Source organism: Metasolibacillus meyeri, assembly GCF_003049505.1.
Taxonomy (GTDB): domain Bacteria; phylum Bacillota; class Bacilli; order Bacillales_A; family Planococcaceae; genus Metasolibacillus; species Metasolibacillus meyeri.
The window spans coordinates 17,020-40,709 of record NZ_PYWN01000031.1; the positions used below are offsets into that span (position 1 = coordinate 17,020).

At 37.1% G+C, this 23,690-nt stretch carries 20 protein-coding genes; all 20 read right to left on the minus strand.

Going from position 1 to position 23,690, the window contains the following annotated elements:
- Nucleotides 1–8: 8 nt before the first annotated feature.
- Nucleotides 9–884, minus strand: coding sequence for a DUF58 domain-containing protein (locus tag C9J34_RS04725; RefSeq protein WP_107838714.1), 876 nt, complete (start codon nucleotides 882–884; stop codon nucleotides 9–11).
- Entirely contained in the window at nucleotides 881–1,876 is a 996-nt protein-coding gene (locus tag C9J34_RS04730) for an AAA family ATPase (RefSeq protein ID WP_107838715.1), read from the minus strand. Before C9J34_RS04730 ends, C9J34_RS04725 begins: the two co-directional genes overlap by 4 nt.
- Nucleotides 1,877–1,887: 11 nt before the next feature.
- Nucleotides 1,888–3,312 (minus strand): hypothetical protein, encoded by a 1,425-nt coding sequence (locus tag C9J34_RS04735; protein ID WP_107838716.1) that lies wholly within the window; start codon nucleotides 3,310–3,312, stop codon nucleotides 1,888–1,890.
- A gap of 12 nt (nucleotides 3,313–3,324) precedes the next feature.
- The gene (locus C9J34_RS04740; RefSeq protein ID WP_107838717.1) at nucleotides 3,325–4,170 is read right to left on the minus strand and encodes an ABC transporter permease; all 846 of its coding nucleotides are present in this window, start codon (nucleotides 4,168–4,170) and stop codon (nucleotides 3,325–3,327) included.
- Entirely contained in the window at nucleotides 4,167–5,102 is a 936-nt protein-coding gene (locus C9J34_RS04745; RefSeq protein WP_107838718.1) for an ABC transporter ATP-binding protein, read from the minus strand. The genes C9J34_RS04740 and C9J34_RS04745 overlap by 4 nt, the downstream gene beginning before the upstream one ends.
- Nucleotides 5,102–7,495, minus strand: coding sequence for a DUF7408 domain-containing protein (locus C9J34_RS04750; RefSeq protein ID WP_107838719.1), 2,394 nt, complete (start codon nucleotides 7,493–7,495; stop codon nucleotides 5,102–5,104). The genes C9J34_RS04745 and C9J34_RS04750 overlap by 1 nt, the downstream gene beginning before the upstream one ends.
- A gap of 359 nt (nucleotides 7,496–7,854) precedes the next feature.
- A complete protein-coding gene (locus tag C9J34_RS04755; RefSeq protein ID WP_107838720.1) occupies nucleotides 7,855–8,721 on the minus strand; it encodes an ABC transporter ATP-binding protein in 867 nt (288 codons plus the stop codon).
- Nucleotides 8,721–11,186 carry an ABC transporter permease subunit gene (locus tag C9J34_RS04760; protein ID WP_107838721.1) on the minus strand — a complete coding sequence of 822 codons (2,466 nt, stop codon included), beginning with the start codon at nucleotides 11,184–11,186 and terminating at the stop codon, nucleotides 8,721–8,723. The genes C9J34_RS04755 and C9J34_RS04760 overlap by 1 nt, the downstream gene beginning before the upstream one ends.
- A 125-nt stretch (nucleotides 11,187–11,311) precedes the next feature.
- The gene (locus tag C9J34_RS04765; protein ID WP_107838722.1) at nucleotides 11,312–11,791 is read right to left on the minus strand and encodes a hypothetical protein; all 480 of its coding nucleotides are present in this window, start codon (nucleotides 11,789–11,791) and stop codon (nucleotides 11,312–11,314) included.
- 331 nt (nucleotides 11,792–12,122) lie between these two features.
- Nucleotides 12,123–13,010, minus strand: coding sequence for a LysR family transcriptional regulator (locus tag C9J34_RS04770; RefSeq protein ID WP_107838723.1), 888 nt, complete (start codon nucleotides 13,008–13,010; stop codon nucleotides 12,123–12,125).
- Nucleotides 13,011–13,076: 66 nt separating this feature from the next.
- Nucleotides 13,077–13,520, minus strand: coding sequence for a cyclic-di-AMP-binding protein CbpB (cbpB, locus tag C9J34_RS04775; protein WP_107838724.1), 444 nt, complete (start codon nucleotides 13,518–13,520; stop codon nucleotides 13,077–13,079).
- A 319-nt stretch (nucleotides 13,521–13,839) separates the two neighbouring features.
- Complete coding sequence (locus C9J34_RS04785) at nucleotides 13,840–14,079, minus strand: short-chain dehydrogenase (RefSeq protein ID WP_238600567.1); 240 nt, start codon at nucleotides 14,077–14,079, stop codon at nucleotides 13,840–13,842.
- A gap of 89 nt (nucleotides 14,080–14,168) precedes the next feature.
- A complete protein-coding gene (gene fadH, locus C9J34_RS04790) occupies nucleotides 14,169–14,936 on the minus strand; it encodes a 2,4-dienoyl-CoA reductase (protein WP_107838727.1) in 768 nt (255 codons plus the stop codon).
- 331 nt (nucleotides 14,937–15,267) lie between these two features.
- Nucleotides 15,268–16,911, minus strand: coding sequence for a putative bifunctional diguanylate cyclase/phosphodiesterase (locus C9J34_RS04795; protein WP_107838728.1), 1,644 nt, complete (start codon nucleotides 16,909–16,911; stop codon nucleotides 15,268–15,270).
- 42 nt (nucleotides 16,912–16,953) lie between these two features.
- Nucleotides 16,954–19,125, minus strand: a complete 2,172-nt coding sequence (locus C9J34_RS04800; RefSeq protein WP_107838729.1) for an RNA degradosome polyphosphate kinase — start codon at nucleotides 19,123–19,125, stop codon at nucleotides 16,954–16,956.
- On the minus strand, nucleotides 19,125–20,669 hold the full coding sequence (locus C9J34_RS04805) for a Ppx/GppA family phosphatase (protein WP_107838730.1): 1,545 nt from the start codon (nucleotides 20,667–20,669) through the stop codon (nucleotides 19,125–19,127). Before C9J34_RS04805 ends, C9J34_RS04800 begins: the two co-directional genes overlap by 1 nt.
- A gap of 272 nt (nucleotides 20,670–20,941) precedes the next feature.
- Complete coding sequence (locus C9J34_RS04810; protein WP_107838731.1) at nucleotides 20,942–21,844, minus strand: chemotaxis protein; 903 nt, start codon at nucleotides 21,842–21,844, stop codon at nucleotides 20,942–20,944.
- 120 nt (nucleotides 21,845–21,964) lie between these two features.
- Nucleotides 21,965–22,834: an NAD(P)-dependent oxidoreductase gene (locus C9J34_RS04815; protein WP_107838732.1), complete on the minus strand. Its 870-nt coding sequence runs from the start codon at nucleotides 22,832–22,834 to the stop codon at nucleotides 21,965–21,967.
- Between the two features lie 323 nt (nucleotides 22,835–23,157).
- A complete protein-coding gene (locus tag C9J34_RS04820; RefSeq protein WP_107838733.1) occupies nucleotides 23,158–23,343 on the minus strand; it encodes an aspartyl-phosphate phosphatase Spo0E family protein in 186 nt (61 codons plus the stop codon).
- Between the two features lie 37 nt (nucleotides 23,344–23,380).
- Complete coding sequence (locus C9J34_RS04825; protein ID WP_107838734.1) at nucleotides 23,381–23,569, minus strand: hypothetical protein; 189 nt, start codon at nucleotides 23,567–23,569, stop codon at nucleotides 23,381–23,383.
- Nucleotides 23,570–23,690: the final 121 nt, after the last annotated feature.

Consider the following 23,690-nt stretch of genomic DNA (forward strand, 5'->3'; position numbering starts at 1 on the left):
GGCTCACCTCACCTAATCCAATGTGCTTTCATTAATTGATGGAATATGGCATGTTGTAAGCCATCCTCCACCTTCAATTGTAATTTGCGAATGCCGAAACGATGGCATACCGCATCGAACTGTTGCTCATGTAATACGCGGCGTTCTGTATATGTCTGTAATACCTTGCTCGACATTGTAACATTGACATCATTGCCTGTCTCGCTATCTAAAAGTCGCACATCGCCTGTATACTTTGGCGAAAGCTCCTCCTCTGTCACGATTTGGATAATACGCACATCTCCAGCAAAGCGTGGTAACCGCTTTAATAGCTGTTCCCACTCTTCAACAGGCTCTAAGCCATCTGTAATAATGAATAAAACAGTACTATCCTTTGGCAATGCTCTTAAAGCACCTTGCGCAAAGCCACCGCTATAATTAGCTTGCTCAAGGGCAGAGACAATTTGCAGAAATGCGCGCCTGTATGTTGCCCCTTTACGACGAAATGGTGGCGTTAGCTCCTCCTGTAAATAAGAAAAAGATAGACGGTCATCACGCCCAAGCACCATTAAACCAAGTGATGTAGCGATTTGCCTTGCAAACAACCACTTCGCTTCTCTCGCCATTGATTTTGTTGTATCAAGCAAAATATGCACGCGCATCTCCTGCTCATCTAAAAAGCGTTTAATAAAATATTTATCTGTTCTTGCAAAAACATTCCAATCTACTTGTCGCACATCATCGCCTAAATGATATTCACGAAAATCTGAGAAATCAAGCGATGCCCCGAAGCGTTGCGAACGGTGCGAGCCTTTATGCTGCCCACGTAATTTGGAGGCCGTTGCTACTTGGAAGCGACCGATTTTGACGAGCCAATCTTCCGGCAATACGTATTTATTCGTCACTTGCTAGCACCTTGCTGCACTTTTTCTAAAATAATATCGATAATATCATCCGCTGTTTTACCAGAAGCCTCCCCTTCGTAATTCAACAGCATACGGTGACGCAGTACAGGCTTCGCAACCGTTTTAATATCCGCTACAGAAACATGGAAACGTCCATTGAGTAATGCACGTGCCTTCGCAAGCTTAATTAAGCTTTGCAAACCACGCGGACCACTACCATACAATGCATATTGCTTCACTTCATCAATTGCATAGTCTCCCTCTGGATGTGTTGCCACAATCAGCTCTGTGGCATACTCTAACATTTCATCCGCCACTAATACTTCTTTTACCATGTGCTGTGCTTGAACGAGCTCCTGCGCATCCATTACTTTTTGTAAGCCGATTTCTATGGAGCCTGTTGTGCGCTTCATAATTTCCATCAGTTCTTGCTTCGTTGGATAGGGTACGAGTATTTTACAAAGGAAGCGGTCCATTTGTGCCTCAGGTAGTGGGTATGTGCCTTCCATCTCAATCGGGTTTTGCGTAGCTAGTACAAAAAACGGCTTTGCCATCTTTTTCGTATCACCTAAAATGGTCACCGTTTTTTCACCCATCGCCTCTAACAAGGCACTTTGTGTTTTTGGTGTTGCACGGTTAATTTCATCCGCTAATACCATTTGGCTAAAAATCGGTCCTGGCTGGAATGTAAATTGTTGCTTACCATCCGCAGTACGCTCAATCATGCTTGTTCCTGTAATATCTGCAGGCATTAAATCTGGCGTAAACTGAATACGCGAAAACGATAAATCCAAAACTTCCGAAATCGTGCGAATTAACATCGTTTTCCCTAAGCCTGGTAAGCCTTCTAATAAGGCATGCCCATCTGCTAAAACTGCATATAATGTGTAGTCAATTGCTTCTTCTTGTCCAACAATAAAACGATGAATTTCTTCCTTTACTTGCTGTAATTTTTCACTCATCTCTGTGTACTGCTGTTCTGTAAATGCCATCAAATTTCCTCCTAGCGCGACTCGATTGACGTAAAGTACGATTGTACAACCGATTGTAAATCTTTCGGTAATTGTAAACGCTCCGAGCTCTCTAAATAGCTATCTTTATATGTGCCAACGACTTCTTCGTATGGACGAATTGTCCCTTTCGTAATGGGGCCGTCTGCCTCTTGCTCATCAACATGTGTTCCTTCTCCTAATTGACCACCATCAACAGTTGTCTCACTTGAACCACCAATACGATCTGGAATTGTCAATAAATCACGGCTACCTTGACCACTTCCTGCCCCTGAGCCACCTTGACCATTGCCCTGACCAGTGCCTGTTCCCTGGCCACTTCCTTGCCCTTGTCCAGAGCCTTGTCCCTGACCTTGACCAGAGCCCTGTCCCTGACCATTTCCTTGTCCCTGCTGGTTTCCTTGGCCTTGTTGATTCCCTTGTCCTTGCTGACCAGCTTGACCAGATTGGCCAGACTGTCCTTGTTGACCAGATTGGCCTTGCTGTCCTTTATTACTAGATTGATTGTTTGAATTTGCGGCATTCGCATTATTCGCACTTGCAATCGAATTTTGTAACGATTTGCTTAAAGGCTTGCCCAGTCTCCCCATCTCAGCTTGTGTGGAATTGGCACTTTTCGTTAGCTGCTGCTGTGATTGCGCTAGTTCTTTTAGCTGTTCTACCTCTTCGTCTGATAAGCTCTCACCTGCATCGTCACCATTTTCCTTCACGCTTTGTTTATCTTTTAACTGCTGCTCTTTTAGTGCAAGCTCCTTTTGCTTTTTCACCATTTCGCGCAATGCTTCCTCAGCAGTTTTCGTATCCTTCAATTTGTTTTGTAATTCCTTCAGTTGCTCTTTTACTTCTTTTGATTCAGCCTTTTTCTCTAGCTCCGCAACTTCCTTTTTTATATCCTGCATAACCGCGCGTTCCTTTTCCACTTCAACTGCCTCCATTTGCGACTTAGCAGGAAAGATATACATAATTGCTAGCAAACAAGCCGTAATAACAAGACCGATAAACGCTTTCGGCTGAAATAATTTTTTATCGCGCTTTTTAAAGGCTGAAAATGCCTGCTCCATGTTGTGCCATGCCTTTTGTAGCAATGATTGCACCAAGGGTTCATCATCATTTTTAAAAGATAAAGCTGTTACTAGCTCATTATGTGCAAAATAACTGTCTAGCTTAAATAAAGCTTCTTGCTCACGAACTCGCTTCCACCATATAACAATTAGCGTCACAACAAGCCCTACAGCAAATGCTGTGAAGGCTGTTTGACGATAATATGGCCAGACAAACAATCTTGAAACAATCATGATAGCAGCGCTCGCAAGCATGGCCAAAAACAAGCCATATTGTGCAAGCGGTATGCTTTTTTCTAGTAATAAACTTCTTTTCGCACGTTGAATATAGCTCCGTAATTGCTTACGCTGCTCCATATCCATTCCTCCTTATCGATTGCTCTTCATATTTGCACGCAATTTCTTAATTGCAACAGTTAAACTAAGCACAATCATCACACTGTAAAAAATTAAATACGTTACCCAAACAGGTAGCTTAACACCTGATAGCTCCGTTAGTCCTCTACCCATTTCTGGCTCGATTAATGTCAGCATTAAAGCACCTGGATTAATCGCTGCCCAAAAGTAAGCAATAAAGGATTGTGGCGTACCACCTGTTGCTGTCATTTGTGTAAAAGCAAGCGTTATAAAGAAGAAAAACGCTGTTATTCCTCCTAAAAAAATGATAGAGCCATACGTAGCAATCATTGCGACAATCGTTTTTTTCGTAATTGTTGAAAACATTACGCCAATGCTACCAACTGCTATAACAGTTAATAAATAAAATAAAAAGATTGATACAATTTGTGATGGCGATACACCACCAAATAAGAAAACTAAGCTGTACAATGGTAAGCCTGCTACAAGCATTAGTACAAGAAATGATAAAGATGATAATAGTTTACCAATCACGATTTGTGTGGAGCTTTGTGTCGTTGTTAGCAAAATATTTAATGTTTGCTTTTCACGCTCACTACTAATAGCACCAGCCGTTAAACTCGGCGTAATAAATAGCACAAGCGCCATTTGAATAATTGTCAATACAGCAAACATCATAAAACTCGTATCTGGCCTAAAAAAGCCTTTACCTGTAAAGCCTGTCGTAATTAATAAAAAGCCTGCTATAAAAATCGTTAAAACGGCTAAATAAAACATTAAACCTGAAAAACTTTTAAAGGAACGGAAGCGCAACTTCAGCTCCTTCACAAATACTGGGTTATATAAGCGTTCCATCATTCCGCATCCGCTCCTTTCGTAATTGCCATGAAGACATCCTCTAAATCCTTCTCTTCCTCTATTAAAGCATAAATTGGTAAATCTGCTAAGATGGCTCTTTTTAGTAATGCTACCTGTTCCTCATCTGTTCCACGATAATTAAATTCAATTTCCAATTTGCTATCAATCAGATCGATTGAAGATATTTTCGGATCTTCCTCTAAAAAGGCACGCACTTCTTGTAAACGCTCTGTCGCTTTTATGACGATGCGCTTTTCTCCTTGTAGCTGCGCCTGAATTGTTGCTACATTACCATGCGCAATTAGTTTGCCATTGTCAATCACACCGATTTCATCACACATTTCTGCTAACTCAGGTAAAATATGCGAAGAAATTAAAATCGTTTTGCCCATCGTTTTTAAATTGCGCAAAATATCACGCATTTCTACTCGTGCACGTGGATCTAACCCCGATGCTGGTTCATCTAAAATCAGCACTTTCGGATCATGAATCAAAGCTCGCGCTAAGCATAAACGTTGCTTCATACCACGCGACAATAAATCTACATATTCATAGCGCTTATTCGTTAAATTGACAAGCTCCAATAGCTGCGGTATTAACACTGCTCGTTCTGCTGCTCGAATGTCGTAGCTTGCACCGTAAAAATCTAAATATTCATCGACCTTCAGTTGATCGTAAACGCCAAAGAAATCTGGCATATAGCCAATTTGCTTACGCACTTCTTTCGGATCTTTGACAACGCTTTTCCCATTAATAAACGCATCTCCAGAGGTCGGCGAAAGCAATGTTGCTAAAATGGAGAAGGTTGTTGATTTACCTGCGCCATTTGCTCCTACGAAACCGAAAACAGTTCCTTCTGCTAACGATAAATTTAATTGATCTAAAGCGATAAAGGAGCCGTATTTTTTCGTTAAATTTTGAATTTCAATCATTATTTCGCCACCCCTTTCAGCTCAACGTTAGGTAATGTCGTTTCAATCGTTCCCTGATTTGTAGTAAATATTAGCTCTAAACGGATTTCACCTAAGTCATTCATATAATTCTCAACGTCATTTGTTAATTCAACACGATTTTTATCTAAAGGCTCGTAGCTTTCCGTATGATTATTCCAAATTGCTAACTTCATATTGACTGAATCTTTGTTTGCAATAATCAATTCATTTAGCTGTTCAATATGCTCTGTAAAATTAGGTGGTACTGAAACAATGACTTCGTAAGAGCCATCGGATAAATACCATTTGTTTAACTGTCTATCAAATGGTTCATAATAACCATTTACCGATAAAGGAATCAAATCATAATTTAAATTGCTTTGCTTCATTGTAAACGGCCCTGTTAATTCTACTTTTCCTTCAAATGGCTGCACGAAATAAGAAATCGGTGACATATTAGCCCCTGACTCTAGCTCTACACCTACAAGCGCTTGCTCTGCCCATGCACTAATGATTGGCTGCTCCTCTTGCTCAGTTAAAGAGCCTGTCATTGCCTGCAAACGCTCAATTCGAACTGGGTCGATATCAGCCTTTGTTGTTGGATAAGTATAGTTATACCTGTTGTAATAGACTGGCTTTTGCAATGTTGTCAGCTTCACATCTTGCGCAACAGTCAATGTACCATTCGCTTCGATATCACCTAACTTCACAATTTTTAAGCCCGATTGTAGCGTGACATCCTTTAAGTCAAACGGGAAATTATTTTTAATTGTCCCTGTTAGCTTTTCATTTTTTAATGTTAAATCAATATCCATTTTCCCTACATTTTGCGTAGCCGTATTACCAATAAAAGATTGTACAGACCAATAGCTTAAATCGCGCAATGTTAACGTTGTGCCATCTGCGTGCTCTTTAATATACGAATGTTCATATAAAGCACCGCCCGAACCTGTAAATCGACCATAATTACGCAAAGCCATTGCCGTTGTATTAGAATCGGTATTGACAATAAAGTCTCCACCACGATTTGTTAAAATCGACTCTATATAGTAACCATTTAAACTACTATCCTCATTTACTTTATAAATTGCAGATTGCTGCGCTTGAGGCTGCATAATGCGTCCTTGTGCACCTATAACGAATAATGCAATTGATACAACAATCGATATTAAAGGAATCATCCACCAAGCATACTCACGCTTATCTAATCTTTTTAAAATAAAGTAAAGTATCGGTCCAATCACAATAATATAAATAATGACAACAATCAGTGTAAAGGTCATCGAAACTTCAAATGATGGGAATAATTCATTTACCGAACGTATGTCATACATCATTTGCTCAAATGGTGATTGATGATATCCTCCCATATTAAAATTAGAAAACTTTTGAATGCTTAACATTTTCGCTGTTAATGCCGCGTAGCCTTCCATGGAAGCAAGTGGCTGATCACCTAACGAAAACGCCGTTTGAATAATTTCACCACTACCAATTTTTTTACTTGCAGCTAATATATTGCCTTCATCAGCTAACACAGAAAGACTACCAGCATTCATCGTAGCTGCATGCACTTGAATTGATTCAGAAAACTTTTCCTCATTGATTAACGCTGATAACCTCTCTGCACTAACAGTTTCCATTTCATTTGATAATGTTAATGGCAAGCTATCTTTAAATATGCCAGAAGCTGTATTGATTTGCTCCATTGCACCGATAACAAGCGTGCCACCATCCTGCACCCATTTTAATAATGCTTCTTGCTGCTTCTGCGATAAATCGGCAATTGATACTTCATCAAATGCAATAATGTTCGCCATCGCTAAGCCTAGTGGATCTTCAGGCAATGTGTATTCTTTTATTTGGTTCAAATGGATAACTTCCAGCTGAGCATGTGGTAAATGCTGCGATAGCTTTAAATATTCACTAAGACGGTCACTACTATCGGTAACCGTAAAAATAAACGTCGTCATTGGATCTAAAAAATTCGTTTGCAGACGCTTCGTTCCTGAATATTTTACTTTCTTGCCTTTGTCAATTCCGCCTTCAAAAAAGGCGAACATTTCCTCTTCTGAATATCCATAGTTTGTTAAACCATTCAAATATAATTCAAATGTTTTTTCTTCACCATTTGCTATCGAAATAGGAATGACGAGCGCTGTAGCTGCTTCATAAGAATACGATGCATTCACAACCATATCTCCATTAAAATCGTCTCCGGTATTTTTAATGGTTACATACAAAGGAGCTGGCTGCATATGCTTTGCCTTCCCATTAATGCCTGCTTTTGCACTCACCTCTAGCGCTGGTGCTGCGCTCGCTTGTCCAACTGGTAAAAACAAGCTAACCATTAGCATCATGACTATTATGTATGCTGTTATTTTTACACTTCTCAAAAACTCAACCCCTTCTTATTAGTGACTATACATAAATTATACGTTTTTCCTATCCATTAGTTCCAATTATTATGAAATTTTCAGAAATTCTTAAGAAATGCTTCATTAAAAAATAGTTTCAAGATAGATATCGCTGTATATTTGAGAATACCCTCATGAATTAACATGCTCACTTTGGTAAGTTTGCAATTTTCAATTTAAATATTCTGACTCTTATTTTATTAGACGTAATATCGTACAGTTTGTTACGGAGGCTACTTGTTATTTTATAAAGCTCTGTACAATTTAAAAGACAGCAATGCACACTAGCCACATTCCTGTCCTTTCAAATTGTTTAACTGTATTTTATATTTTCTTCTTCACACCTCATAAAAATGCCTATATACATCCTCTAAGTTTTGCTTGCTACGATTAACAGAATGAATTTGTACCTCATTTTTGATAAGCCATTCAAGATATTTTTCCACGCTATGTGCTGCATCTGTCAGTAGGCGATTATCATTCATTCGGAAAGGAAGTGGACAGTTTTTCAAAAGTTGCTCGATGTTATCCTGATACGAAAGTTCAATTTCATATGGTGCATCGATATTCAATACATGATCATTCATGAACAGCTCCCCATCTTTCATAAACCAAATCGTCTCTGTCAAATCCTCTAATATATCCAAATTATGCGTGGAGATAAGCATACTAATCCCTCGTGCATGTAGAGTACGAATTAATTGTTTTAACTCAATCGTGCTCGTTGGGTCTAACCCATTAAAAGGTTCGTCCATTAAAATAATCAAGGGCTTTGTTAAGATGCTGAGCGCTGTAAATAAATGCTGGCGCATCCCATAAGAATAGGATTTCACAGACTGATGGACATAGGAGCGAATACCGATTAAATCAATGACCTCCTCGATTTCTCGCTTCTCTAAATCATAAATATTCGCAACGAAGGATAGATGGTCATAGCCCGTTAGATGCATATATAAATAATTATCACTTGGCAAAAAAGAAATATATTTAAAAAAGTCCGTGTGACTGTTGGCAATATCTTTTACCGTGATTGAACCGCTTTCAATTTCCTCTAATGCAAGGATCGCGCGCATTAAAGTAGATTTACCAGTACCATTGGGCGCAACAAGACCGATAATTTCTCCTTTGGCAATCGTAAAGGATATATTTTTTAAAATCGTTTTCTTGTGATACTTTTTCGTCAATTGCTTTACTTGTAATACCATTACACTACCACCTTTCTTTTCCCTAAAAGTCCGATACAGAATAATAAGCTACCACTAATCAACAAAATCATCGTGCCGTTGAAGACATTTACTTTTGAATCCCTTGCTAAAATTGATTTCCAGCCATCTACAACATGCCATGTATCGAAATAAACGAATGGATTGATATACATACCGTCCATGGCAATATAGTGGCTTGCTAAAAAGTAACCTACAACAACGACAATTATTGTCAGCACAATTGTCACATAATGGTTTTTCATCCATTTGCCAATCAAGCTAAACAAGCTATTTAAAAAGAAAATTTGAGCAAAAATTAACAGACTGCTTTTCAAAATCAGTGTAGATAAATTCTCAAAATAAAAAGAAGCATCATCTATTATGGAATAGAAATAATCGTCATGGAGTCGATGCGTTGCATAGACTAAAATTGGATACTCAGCTTCACCCAAACCACCAATGACAACGCTCACAAGGAAAATGAAAATAGCACTGATCAATAGTAAACTATAAGCGATTGCAAGATTATACAGCCATTTCGTTAAATAAATCGACGTAACACGAATCGGCTTCGTCGTTAAAAAATTGATGGATGGATTTGGCTGTCGTTCGTCAGCCATTGTTGCCCATAGCAAGAGCACAAAGACCGCTAGCACACACTGCATGATGTTCCAATCTAAATATTTATAGATAGAAAACAAGCCACTATTTCCGTATTTCATATTTCTGTCTTGATAGAGATTTACGACCTCATCGTTATGAAAAGTTTTATTTAGTTCATTAAAATTAGAAACCCAATGATTCCCAAGTGACCATTCTTTTATTCCTTTCTCCTCTAAAATATACCGTTGTTCCTCTGATGCCATTATGGTTACATTCCATAGGCTACCGTCTAGGTCCTTATATGTTGGTGCCTCGAGTGACTTTAATAATTCTCGAAATTTTTCGGGAAAATCCTCTGCATGAATTTCGCCTTTTAAAATTTCTAACATATTGCAGATATAATTCAATTGTTCTACCATAGCTATATGAGGATTTTCCTCAGGGCTTTCTATTTCCTCCCCTGATTGTTGCTGCATCTCTATTTCTAACTCAAAATCCTCTTCAAGCATTTTCCAATGTGTACGATTTTCAACCGCGAAACTTTGGAAACCTTCAATTGCTTTCAATGCTTTCATAGGCATTGCTTGAAATTGCTGATTCACTACAGCCACTGTACCGCCAATAATGCCAAACAGTAGAAGAAATGTGAAGAGAATATGTCCCTTACGCTTCTTTTTCAAATGTTCAAATTGCAAAAGCTTCCACTTGTAGTACGGATGATACTGTTTTTTATTCATATGAAGAGCAGGCGTTCTAAACGTTCCCCATTGCAATTTGATGAGTGGATAAGAAATAACCATACATAAAATAAGGAGAATGAACATCCCTACTAAATAGCTCATATAACGATTTGTCGCCAATAAATTTGCTTCGTACGAAACAAGTAAGTGTAAGGGGTTTGCCATATAAAAACCAAATCGCAATGAAAGAATATAAACAATCATAAATGGCACACTTATGATTGCTAAAGTCATGCCTAAAGAACTGCGTTGCTTCAATAAGCATGTCGCTAAGATTAACAAAAGTGCCACGAAAATCCCCCAGCCAATTGGCAGGAAAACGAGCCACTTCCACACAGGAACCATGACAATCGTAGAACCCACCGCTACTGCTATTGGATAATAAATTGTATGAATATTACCGGTAATGAGTGGGAGTAATATTGATAATGAACTCGCTAGCACTATGTATAGGAGTGCAATTAGCAAAAAAGGAATGAAATAGCCATAATACACTGCTGTGGTAGATAATGAATTCACTTTAAAAAAATCAAATAGTCGATTTTCTCTATCTGATAAATATTTATAGCAAAATATGAGCAAAAACAGAAAAGCAGTCACAGGGCTGAATAATAGCTGAAAGAGCTGCTTTGTAAATAATGCTGTATTATATGGTGTTACTTGTTCCGTATAAGGTAAATCATGCTTTATTAGCTGCGCCGCTTTACGCTGTTCAATTTCCAATAATTTTTCGTTATTGTAGGGAATGTGAACAAGATTTACATAGTTATCATATTCGTTTATATAAGCTACATGCGCTGACGTAATCGCTAAATCATTTGCCTTTAGCTTGCTTGAAATTTCCTTTAAATACTGTTCCTGTACTAAGAGGCTATCCAATGATTGACGTTGTTCCTCGGTTAGTCCAACGAGCCTTTCTTTGCTAAATGCTCTCCCGATCAAATGATCGACAGTGATTTTGCGACCTTTGAAAATTTCCTCTAGCTCTTGTTGGGTTGCTCCTGATTGATTGTAATGAATAATGAAGAGAGACGTGATTAGTAAAATGATGGCAAGTGGTAATAATAAAGTATATTTGCTTTTAGCAATCCCCTTTAAAATAAAATGAACTACTTCCTTCATTTTTTACCCCCAAATTCCCCATTACTAATTTATTTTACTTTATAAAATTTCCCCTTTAAGCTAGATTGTTTGTTTCACAATTCCATATACTTAAAGGGGATGTTGGAAATTAGATATTTTTCAAATTAATGATTCTCTAGCACATATGGATTTGCATGAGAACCTGTGTGAATATATCCATTAAAAATATATTTTCCGCCCCCATAACTTCCTCTATTATAAATATAGCCTGAATATGTTTTACCATTTCTAGTTTCAGTTACCCATATAGCTGATACGTTTGTTGGTTCTATTCTTGTAACAAAAATTTTATCTTCTGCTTGAGTTATTACTGGCTCTAAATTTTCAGCGGCTTGAACGCTTGAAAGAGTGGCTGGTGTACTTAACGTGAAGGCTGCGATTAAACTTAAACTTAACATTATCAATTGCGCCTTGGCGTAATTGCGTCCAGATTTTTTTCGAGCTCGCTCGAAAAACTCCTCTTCAAAATCTGTGACATCCGCCGGAGGCTTAACTTGAATCAGCAAGATCTTTTGTATCGAAAGTGCAATGTCAGATATAGAGAGATTGAACTCTCTCTGATTGAAACATTTTTTAGTATTCATCTCGCTTACTTATGGAAGTGGTGAATCTCTATATCTGATGCTTCGCTTTCGATTTAAAGAAACCATGCTGAGTCAAGTTAAATTTTTTCATATACTTTTCCTCCATACATTAGTAGTTTTACAAATAATTCAAGGTTTGTTTAGGTGATGAATATTGGCCAAAAATTCTCACAATTTAATTTTTACATATAAATCCTTTTTTAACAATACATATTTGGTTTTTAAATTACAAATAGGATAAAATACCCATTTAAATTTCCATATTAAAAATTCAAACAAAATAAAAAGCTATAGGCAAAAGCCTGCGCAAGCATGCTTTTCCTACAGCCCTCTATTTATACTCATATAAACATCTCGCACGATCCTGTACAAGCTCTACAAACGCATTGACTTGGCGCAGTTCAAATGAAGATTCGTAACCGATTAGCCATGTATCGCGTGTTAAACCTAAATCGTTTTCCGTATTTGTTAATGGAATTTTATTCATATGCTCCGCACCATTTAATGTAATGGATGGCAATATCGCATAGCCAATGCCATTCATCACCATCTGCTTGCATGTTTCAATTTGATCTACGACAATTTGGTGACGTGGATTGGAATGAAAATGGCGCTGCCACCATTGCTGAATTTCCTGATAATAATTTGAATCACTTTTAAATTGAATAAATGGACGTGCTGTCGTTTCAATTTCCTGTAAATTCGTAATTTCTGTATCAACAAAATACATCATATCACGGAATAAATGCAGCTTCTTGCCTTTCCAATCGACCTGTCCGCGCACGATGCCAACATGTGCCTCGCCTTCATAAAGTGCCTTGACAATTTCTGAGCTCCAGCCTGTCATTAACGAAATTTTCGCATCAGGATATTGCGTAACAAAATCCTTTAACACTTTCGGCAGCCAATTTTGTCCAACAATCGACGCGCAAGCAATTTTCAACGTACCATGTACTTTCGAGTTAAGCGCTTGAATCGTTTCAAAAATTTCCTCACGCTTTACTATCGCGTCAATCGCATACTGGATAACTAGTTCTCCAGCAGGTGTTGGTGATAAGCCTTTCGGGGAACGTAAAAATAACTGTGTACCCCAATCCTTTTCAATTGATTGAAGCCTTTGAGATAATGCAGGTTGCGTTAAAAATAAGCGCTCCGCTGCCTTTCTCATATTGCGCTCCTCTGCTAATATTTTAATAATTTCAGCCTCTGTTGCCGTCATCAATTCACCCCACTCATCAAAAAGCTGCCAGAAAGTTTTACACCTCCTAACAGCCTCTGCGTTTACCTAGAATTCATTTGAATAAATATGTTTTTTTAGCTGTTTTAAAATGACTCGACGTGTCATAATACCTGCAAAGGTTCCATCTTCCTCTATCACACAAAGGAAAGCATGGTTAATAACTAAATCTAAAGCTCGTCGAAACGTATCAGTTATTTTTAAATAAGCTACCTCTTGATCCATCACATCTTCCACTTTAATTGAGGCAAGCCGATCATATTCAATACGCTCTAATCCTAATATTTCTTCTGTAATCATCTTTGTGCTCAGTAAGCCTTGTAGACGATACTTCACATCTAATACTGGTACGGACGAATAACCTGTCTTCGTCAAAACTAACAAGGCATGCTCTGCATTATTGCCACTTTGAACATGTGCAACCTTTTCAGCTGAAATAACTAACTCGGCTATTGGCATGTCAAGTATAGCTTTATTGTTTAATGAAATCATGACATCATAACTCCTTTTTGCGTTCTTTCTCCAGAATCGCACCCTTACTACTATCATATCATACTTCAATTCAATATGACTATGTGAAGGGCGGAGAAGTTCCCATGAAAAAAATAGAAGCTACCAGAAAACATGCTTGTGCAAGGTTTCCGAAGGCTTCTAACATTAAACTTGAAATATTTTGCACCTTAAACAATCTACCATATAATGGATTACATCTTATCGGTATTGTGAATTGTGCTTGTCTAATTCACAATACCGATGAAGCTTCACTCGGAAAGACGAAATAAAGGATAGTTTTTACTTTCTAGACAACTTCCTAATAGCTTGTCGTTGCCCAGTAATAAAAAATAATAATTCCTAAAAATAAGTTCATAATAAAATACATGATGATAATTGGATTTAAAAGAAATGGATGATCTTTAATTGCTTCATGGATTGGTGCATCTTCCGTGCTCGCCTGTCTTTCTGTTTCTTTTGCTACGCGTACCGTCACATAATAGCTCCATGCCAGTAATAGTACACCAGTAAAAATAGCTGGATAAAGCCATATCCCCAACAAAAACACTCCTTTCATTTTTGTTAGTATGTGCTACTCCAGCTGAAGTTTATTCAAATTTATTATTAGATCTAAAGTAATGATTTATACTAAAATGGGAATTGATTTAGCCATGCGCCGCCATCTAATGTTACACATTCACCATTCATATACGTAGCTTTATCAGATAAAATAAATGTTGCTAAATTGGCAATTTCCTCTGGTGTGCCAAGACGTTTTAATGGCACAGATTCAATTGTACGACGCGCTTGTTCCTCTGATTCCCATAGCTTATCCGCTCCACCTGTTCGCTCAATCGGTCCTGGTGCAATCGCATTCACACGAATTCCATACTGTCCACCCCATTCAACAGCTAATGAGCGCGTTAACGATAAGACACCTGCTTTTGCGGCAGCTGAATGAACGACACCTGCACCTGCACCCCACGCATATGTCGCTACCATATTTAAAATGGAGCCTTTTATATTGTTTTCAATCCAATAACGTCCTAGCTCTGAAGAACAGTAAAACGTACCATTTAATACAATGTCAATTACAGCTTTCCAGCCATTTGGTGATAATTTTTCTGCATGTACTAAAAAATTACCTGCCGCATTATTTACTAAGCCGTCCACTTGCCCAAACTTTTCAATAGCAAAAGCAAGCATCGCTTTTACATGCTCAGGTTCACGCACATCCATTTGAAATGTTTCGACCCCTTCACCATATGCTACAATTTCCTCTTTTGCTTTTGCCAAGCGCTCCAAATCGCGCCCTGTAATAACAACATTTGCTCCTTCTTGTACAAATTGCTTTGCCATCGCTAACCCCATCCCACTAGAGCCACCTGTAATAATCATTGTTTTTTGCTGTAACATACATAATCCCCCTTGTAAAAATAGTGAATGAACTGCCATTCATTTTTAGGCATAACCAAAACTTCCTTAGCTACACTTATTTATATATTACTATGAGTAAAGCTAAAAATATACTGCAAATTAAAAGAGGAAGATACATCTACTAAAAAGAGAAGCTAACGGGTGGTTTCAAAATTACTAGTTCAAAAGGAACAATTCGCTCAACCAATTGCCAAATTCGCTCAGCGAACAAGTGAATTCGCTCAACCAATACCTGCTTTCGCACGTTAAACATTAAAATTTGCCCAAAATAGGGGACTGGTACCTTTTCGGTCAGCCCCCTTTACTTATGTTAATGAAAGTATTGCTCCACAATTTGATTGGCTGGTAATGGGCGATTGTATAGGTAACCTTGCACCTTTTGACAATTATTTTCCCTTAAAAACTGCTCCTGTGCAGTTTCCTCAACACCTTCTGCAATGACCTCTAAACCAAGATTTTGCGCTAGTAAAATAATCGTTTCAACAATCGCTTTATTTTTTCTATCCTTTTCAATATCTGTAATAAAGGACTGGTCAATTTTTATAATATCGATTGGATATTCCTTTAAATAGCTAAGCGATGAATAGCCTGTACCAAAATCATCTACCGACACATATACACCAATTTCTTTTAAGCGGCTTAAAATAGAGGTTGTTTCATGTAAATTTGTCATAGAGCTTTCTGTAATTTCAAGCTCCAAATACTTTGGCTCAACCTTGTATTGTTGTAATAAAGCTGAAATACGTTTTACAAAGTCCTTTTGTTTGAATTGCTTTGGGGATATATTGACTGCGATGCGTACAGGTTTAAAGCCGTACTCTCTCCACTCTTTTTGATATTGGCAGACGCGCTCTAGCACCCACTCACCAATGCTAATAATCAGACCTGAAGATTCAGCGATTGGTATAAATTGCGCAGGCGAAACCATGCCAAACTTTCTATTTTCCCAGCGTATCAGTGCCTCGAAGCTGTCAATTTTATTTGTTTCTAAATTGACCTGTGGCTGAAAATAAATCATAAACTCCTTTAGCTCGATTGCTCTATGCAAATGTGCTTCCATTAGAGCCTCATTAGGGAAATAATGTTTTAGTTCCTCCCTGTAATAGCAATAATGCCCTCTACCATTATTTTTTATATAAAATAATGCTTGGTCTGCTTGATGTAACAAATTGTCTAAATCTCTTTCTTCAATTGTTGACAAGGCAATCCCTACTGAAGCACTAACAAAATATTCTTGGTTGTCTACTATGAATGGTTCTTGCAGACTTTGTAAAATATTGTATGCTAACGTCTCTACCTCTTCCAATGCCTCATAATGGAAAATGATAACAAATTCATCTCCATTATGCCGAAATACCTCACAATACTCGCTACGCAAGCTTCTGAACCTTTCACTTACCTCAAATAATAATCGATCTGAACGTTGTTTGCCCAAGGATTCGTTAAACTTTTTAAAGCGGTCTAAATCCACAAGTAACAGTGCAACATTTGATGTTTTTTCAAAGTTGTCATGGTCTGTCCATTGTTTATTTAATGCTCGTCGATTGTAAAGCTCTGTTAATTCATCGTAATAGGCTGAGCTCATAATATGCAAACGTTGATTATCAATGATTGGCGATGTCAGTAAAGAGCGCATAATGATGACCGTATACTCCTTGCCTTGCTCCATCATTGTTTGTAATACAACGGCGATTTCAACATCATCAATTTTAATTCTTTTCGTTTCTTGATCATTTTGTAAAATAAATTGCTTTACTTCTGACCAATTTATTTGATGAAAAAACTGTCCTGCATCCATTCCCTCTTCGAATGAGCAATTAAATAAATGGACCGCTTTACAATTGGCATGCTGCACAACATATTTTTGTTCAACATACTGTAAAACGACAATTGCATCAAATGGATTTAATTGAATAATTTTTTCAAATAAATTGTTCACATTATGCTTTATCATGTTGTTATCGAATCCTCCAGCCAAATGTTATTTCGCGTTTGCCTATTCCTCAAGTTTGACCGTACCAATCGCTTCTTTTAAAAACGATTCCTGACTATTAATGCGCTCTACACCTGTATATCCTTCTTTATAATGATATTTGCCATTTGCATCTTGAATACGTGCTTTTTGATTATCTCTTAGCTGCAAATCCATAATATCCATAATGCGCTGTTTAATATCCACTGAATAAATTGGGAATAAGATTTCCACACGATTGACCATGTTACGCGTCATCATATCTGCTGACGATAAAAATAGTTTATTTGCCCCATTATGGTGGAACCAGAAAATGCGTGAATGCTCTAAAAAGCGTCCAACAATACTCGTTACACAAATATTCTCACTCACACCTTTAATACCTGGACGCAAGCAACAAATACCACGAATAATTAACTCAATTTTCACACCTGTTATAGAAGCCTCATACAGCTTCAACATTAAATCTTTATCCGTTAATGAATTCATTTTGGCTTTGATAAAGCCATTCCCATGCTCTTTATGGCAGCGAATCTCCTCATCAATTAACTGAATAAATTCATCGCGAATATCGTAAGGCGATACAACTAAGTGATAGAATTTTGGTTTTTCCGTATAACCGCTTAAATAATTAAAGAAGTTTGTTGCATCCACACCAAAATCTTTATGGGATGTGATAATGCCCATATCCGTATAAATTTTCGCTGTAGCATCATTATAATTCCCTGTGCCTAAATGCACAAAACGTTCAATTTTACCTAATTTCCTTCGAACAACAAGCGTAATTTTAGAATGTGTTTTCAAATTATTCATTCCATAAATGACTAAACATCCTGCTTGTTCCAGTAGCTTTGCCCAGTGAACATTGTTTTCCTCATCAAAGCGAGCCTTTAATTCCACTAGTACAGTCACTTGTTTGCCATTTTCTGCTGCCTGCTTCAACGCTTGAATAACAGGTGAATTACCACTTACACGATATAATGTTTGTTTAATGGCTAGTACAGATGGGTCATTTGCTGCTTCTGTAATAAAATCAACAATCGGTACAAACGATTCATATGGATGATGGAAAAATAAATCTTGCACTAATGCTTTTTCAAATAAATTTTCCTCTGAGCTTAAATCTTGTGGCGGTTGCGGAATAAAGCTTTCATACATTAAATGCTCGCGTCCTTCAGAAATCGCCTTTACAAAGGAAAACATAAATGTTAAATCAAGTGGTCCATCAATTTTGAATACATCTGATTCCTCGATTTCGAATTCATCCAATAAATATTCAAGTACTTCGTCGTTCATTTCACGATCCCGTACTTCAAGGCGGCTACCAACGCCCCATTTACGCTTTTTCAACTCTTTTTCGATTTCCACTAATAAATCTTGTGCACCTTCTTCATGAATCGTTAAATCTGCATTACGAGTTAGACGGAAGGCTTGTGAAGATTTCACTTTATAACCATAGAATAACTTATTAATTTGACTTGAAATAACATCTTCTAATAGTACATAGACCGTTTCGCCATTATGGCTAGGCACTTTAATGACACGCTCTAATACAGAGGGTACTTGAACAATTGCTACTTTATCGAAATTTTCCAGCTCTACATCCGAGTTGCTTTCCAACATCACAAGTAGGTTTTGTGTTCCTCCTAATAATGTCGGGAAAGGACGATAAGCATCTACAGCGATTGGTGTTAGTACAGGGAAAATTGTTTCTTCAAATAATTCATTAATATATTGCTTTTGTTCCTCAGTTAAAAGCTTTAAATCGCGAATAAAGACATTTTCTTGTGACAATAACTCATCAATTAAATGACGATATATTTCCATTTGTCGACGTACTAATGCCTGTGTGCGCTCAGCGATTTTTGTTAATTGCTCTTTCGGTGTTAAACCAGATTTATTTTCAGCTTTATGGAAGCCTGCTCTTACCTGATCTTGTAATCCACCTACACGTACCATGAAAAACTCATCTAAATTAGAGCTAAAAATAGCCAAAAACTTTAAGCGCTCAAGTAATGGATTTGTCGTATCCTCCGCTTCTTCTAGTACACGTTCGTTAAATGCTAACCAGCTAAGCTCTCGATTATTATAGTATTGAGGCTTACTAATTTCTTCAAGTAATGCTTCGTTCGATAATATAGTATCTACACTTTCATGATTATTATTCACTTGATCTGTACTAAAATTTGTTGGCATTATTTATTCCATCCTTCCACTTCAAATTTAATCATTAAATTACATTTAAACAAGCGTTCAAGATGCTTTTTTTGCCTATTTGCCTGATATTCCTCAGCAACAGCGCTTCTCTTTGTTGTTACAATAGCTACTACTTCCTCTTCTATTTTTTCAAGCGTTACTTTGCTGACAATATTTCTTCTCGAAATATTCAATCCGTAAACAAACTTTAATAAGGCACCAAAATCTCGTAAAACCTTCTGTTCATCCTTAGAAAACCATTCTGTAAATGGCTGTACAAAGCGCTCAAAATACTCTTTATTTTTATAAGAAGCTAAAAGTGCTATTTTAATTCGCTCTATTTGCGTAATCCCTGGAATGGATTGATTAGCAATTAAGTAAAACGTATGCTGGCTTACTGAATCAAGCTCAATATATTCACCTATCGCATACAGTTTAGCCGCTCGCGTCAAAAGCTCTAAATGTGCTTCATTATAATCAAACAATTCTAAAAGGCAAGCCTCTCGATATAGTTGCTCTGCTAAACTGCTGAGTGTCTGCACTTCCTCTTCAGAGCGCCCATATTCAAATGCAATACGGCGTGCATTGATATTAAATACATCATACTTATCGAATACAGCTGTATTATTTCCTGCAATTCGGTTAATAATTAAGCCTTCACGTAATCCCTTTTTGCTTAGTTGGAAATGCTTTGAGCCAGCCACATCCATTAATGCAGCAAATGCTTCAAGTGCAAGCACGATAATGTCTGCACGATCTGCGGATAAACCATCTAATTGCTTGAGCTGCTCAAAAGTCATGCTACCAAGTTCTAATTTTAATGTGTCAATATTCTGTTTTGTTAGCTCATAATGGTGCACATCGGAAATAGGATAACCAATCTTTTGCTGATACACCTGCCCAATATTACGAGCGCTTCCGCCAATTCCAATTACAGGTAAACCTACATCAACAATCCATGGTAAGGACATAAATTGCTCACGTAAGAAGCTACGTAATTGTTTCTTTTCATTTTCAGTAATAATGGTATTGTTTACATAGTTTTGTTTAAGAGAAACTGTTCCGAACGGGAAACTATGCGTTTTCAAGAGTTTTTTATTTTTAAACAATGTAATTTCCGTTGAGCCACCACCGATATCAATCGTTACTGCGGATGGTGTAGCCATCGAATTCACAACAGCTAAAAAACCAAAGTATGCCTCTTCCTCTTCCGTTAAAATATCGATTGTCATACCTAACTGCTCTTGCATTCTTTGCACAATTTCAGCATTATTCGTCGCTTGGCGCACTGCCGCAGTTGCAGCTATTTTAAGATCTTTAATGTTGTAGTCTTCTAAAATTTGCTTAAACGATTGCAATAAATCCTGTAATAGTTGAACCCCTTCTTCAGACATTTCACCATTTGGCAAAATATATGTACGTAGCCTTGCAACCTTTTTCATATTCCCGAACTCTCGTAAACCCTCATCTTTGCTATAACGATACATAACGAGACGGACAGTATTTGAACCGATATCAATAATCGCTGTTCGCATATCTTTCATAATTCTCGCTCCTTTATTTCTCTTAATTCAGTAAACCTAACTACTTATCCGTCACATATTTCCAGCCAATTATGCTCTACCTAATTCTAATTTAACTATTCAAACACTCGTAAATAACAGTTCGCTGCATTTATACTTACGACCTTATTGTGAATATAGAAAATTTATCGCTACGTTTTCCCAACAAAAAATCATACTGAATGAAGAAAAAAGCCGGAATACCTTATGTAAGCATCCGACTTTTCATGTACGTATCTAATGATAGGTGCTTACTACAAAATAAATTGATCTACACGTAAAATTAGCTCTGCGATTTCTGGTTTTGAAATTTGATCCTCCGCACCAACTTGATCTCCTTTATGTCGCAAATCATCTGTAATTAAGCTTGAGAATATAATAACAGGTAACACTTTTAAATCTGGATTTGATTTAATTCGCTTCGTTAAATGATGCCCATCCATTTGTGGCATTTCAATATCTGTAATTACTAACTGTACATGCTCTTCAATATTTCCTCCAGCTTTTGCCAATGCCTCTAAATAATTCAAAGCATCTTGACCATTTTCGAAAAAGTCAATATTATCATAACCCGCTTCGTGCATCGTATCATGTAGAAGCTTACGCAATAATGGTGAATCTTCAGCGATAAGAATTTTCTTTTCAGAGCGCTCACGCTTACCTAATTTTTTCACAGACTCCACACTAATACCAGAAGCCGGGTTAATATCTACCATAATTTTTTCGAAATCAAGTAAGAGTATCATTTCCTCATTATACTTAATAACACCAATAACCTGCGATACACCACCTTGATACATATCAGATGGCTTTTCAATTTGATTCCATGAAATACGATGAATTTGTGTCACATTGTCTACATGAAATACGACGCGCTGTTTATTAAATTCAGCTACAATATATTTTTGTTGAGGGCCGTGCTGTAAGTGATTTAGACCTAGCACCTTTAACATATCAACAACAGGTAGAACTTCACCGCGCAGTTGAATAATTCCCTCTACATGTGGGTGAACATGCGGAATAAATGTTACAGGGATTGGTTGAATAATTTCTTTCACTTTAATTACATTAATACCAAACTTATTATTAGCTACTTCGAATTCTACGATTTCTAATTCATTTGTACCACTTTCTAATAAAATACCTTTATGATCCAAGGTCGCTCGCCCCTCTCTTAAAGCCCCATTTTTTATACTACAATTGTATCACAGCCCAACTATTTGTCATATCACCGTTTTGAAATTTTTACAATTGTTATATTTCTTCTCTCGTATTTATTAAATTTTATTTTCATAGTATTTAATTAATGCTTGTGTTCCTTTTTCTCCATAACCTTCCGTTAATAAAATGTCATACATTTTTTTCGCTAATTGCAAACCTGGTAATTGTAAGCTCATTTTTTCCGCTTCATCTAAGGCAATTTTCATATCTTTAATAAAATGTTTTATATAAAATCCTGGTTCTAAGTCTTGTTTTAGAATACGTGGTGCTAAATTAGATAAGGACCAAGAGCCTGCTGCACCTGATGAAATAGATTTTAACACCTCTTCCATTGTTAAACCTGCCTTTAGACCATAAATGATTGCCTCACATGTGCCAATCATTCCCCCAGCAATCGCAATTTGGTTACACATTTTCGTATGCTGTCCTGCCCCAGTTTGCCCTTGGTAAACAATATTTCCGCCGAACACTTCAAAAATTGGGCGAATAGATTCCACAACGTGCTGGTCACCACCAATCATAATGGATAGCGTACCGTTCTGTGCGCCAATATCACCGCCCGACACTGGAGCATCAATACTATGTATACCTTTTTCTGATGCCACTGCATAAAGCTTTTTGGCCAATGTTGGTTCAGATGTTGTCATATCAACGACAATTGCACCTTTCTTCGCTGTGGAAAAAATCCCATTCACTCCGCAATACACTTCTTCTACATCTTGAGGGTAGCCAACCATAGTAAATATCACTTCTTTATTCACTGCTGCTTGTGCTGGTGAATCAGCCCATTTCGCACCAAGCTCTAGTAATGGCAATGATTTCGCTTTCGTTCTGGAATAAAGCGTTACATCATGCCCCGCTTTTAATAAATGCTTCACAATACTCGCTCCCATAACCCCTGTCCCGATAAATGCAATTGTTGTCATCATTTGTTCCTCCTTAACAATACAGAAAATTCTAAATATTATAGGCTCATCATCATAATTTATGATTGAGATGTAATGAATAGTATATAGGTAAAAGCAATATATACCATTCAACATATCAACTACATACTTTACGAGATAAAACATAGTTCTTTTCTCCATTGTAGTTCACAAAGATAAATTATTATAGTAGTTGAACAAAAAAAGAGCAGAAGCTTTGATTTGCTTCTACTCAAAAGGGGGAAATGAGAATGTTGCTGTGTTCATTCATATTATTCCCGTGATTTCATTAACTTAAACATATTTTATATAAAAAATTATTTTTAATTCATTAATTGATTATCGATCCTATTTTCATTTTGCTTTTGTTGTTTTGCATATTTGTTCATCAATCGATCTAGTTGTCTACTCAAGCGAATTGTTTTGGCATTTCGCAGTCCATTTTCGATTCCTGAACGAATCATCAGTTCCCGTGTACGTTCGAGCTGCTTTAAAATACCTTCTTCCACTTTTGTTCCCCCCTTATCATTGATACAAATAATTTGCTTATGTTCGAGCAATATCTAAATAGGTAAATATTATATTGCCGCCTTGCTTCGCTTCTCCTCTAAAATGCTTGAAATCAGGCTCATTTACTAAAATTTGTCGAAAAGCTAAAAATTCATCTTTTACAATTTCAATTGACTGTACTTCCTTACTTCTCAAATCAGCCATCTTTTTTCTATATACTTCCATAAAAAATGCTTATCTCCTTCTAAAAAACGTATTTCTTTATTTTAATGTCAGGCGTGTTCATTAGCCTTTATTTTACAGAGAATACCTAAGAATTCGTTGATTTCCGTTGCGGGTGGACGCT

Bases quoted from the DNA above. Each gene is read 5' to 3' on its own strand.
- C9J34_RS04730 (WP_107838715.1), bottom strand. From the start codon at position 1,876: ATGGCATTTACAGAACAGCAGTACACAGAGATGAGTGAAAAATTACAG.
- C9J34_RS04735 (WP_107838716.1), bottom strand. From the start codon at position 3,312: ATGGAGCAGCGTAAGCAATTACGGAGCTATATTCAACGTGCGAAAAGA.
- C9J34_RS04740 (WP_107838717.1), bottom strand. From the start codon at position 4,170: ATGATGGAACGCTTATATAACCCAGTATTTGTGAAGGAGCTGAAGTTG.
- C9J34_RS04745 (WP_107838718.1), bottom strand. From the start codon at position 5,102: ATGATTGAAATTCAAAATTTAACGAAAAAATACGGCTCCTTTATCGCT.
- C9J34_RS04755 (WP_107838720.1), bottom strand. From the start codon at position 8,721: ATGGTATTACAAGTAAAGCAATTGACGAAAAAGTATCACAAGAAAACG.
- C9J34_RS04760 (WP_107838721.1), bottom strand. From the start codon at position 11,186: ATGAAGGAAGTAGTTCATTTTATTTTAAAGGGGATTGCTAAAAGCAAA.
- C9J34_RS04765 (WP_107838722.1), bottom strand. From the start codon at position 11,791: ATGAATACTAAAAAATGTTTCAATCAGAGAGAGTTCAATCTCTCTATA.
- C9J34_RS04770 (WP_107838723.1), bottom strand. From the start codon at position 13,010: ATGACGGCAACAGAGGCTGAAATTATTAAAATATTAGCAGAGGAGCGC.
- cbpB (WP_107838724.1), bottom strand. From the start codon at position 13,520: ATGATTTCATTAAACAATAAAGCTATACTTGACATGCCAATAGCCGAG.
- fadH (WP_107838727.1), bottom strand. From the start codon at position 14,936: ATGTTACAGCAAAAAACAATGATTATTACAGGTGGCTCTAGTGGGATG.
- C9J34_RS04795 (WP_107838728.1), bottom strand. From the start codon at position 16,911: ATGATAAAGCATAATGTGAACAATTTATTTGAAAAAATTATTCAATTA.
- C9J34_RS04800 (WP_107838729.1), bottom strand. From the start codon at position 19,125: ATGCCAACAAATTTTAGTACAGATCAAGTGAATAATAATCATGAAAGT.
- C9J34_RS04805 (WP_107838730.1), bottom strand. From the start codon at position 20,669: ATGAAAGATATGCGAACAGCGATTATTGATATCGGTTCAAATACTGTC.
- C9J34_RS04815 (WP_107838732.1), bottom strand. From the start codon at position 22,834: ATGACAACAATTGCATTTATCGGGACAGGGGTTATGGGAGCGAGTATT.
- C9J34_RS04825 (WP_107838734.1), bottom strand. From the start codon at position 23,569: ATGGAAGTATATAGAAAAAAGATGGCTGATTTGAGAAGTAAGGAAGTA.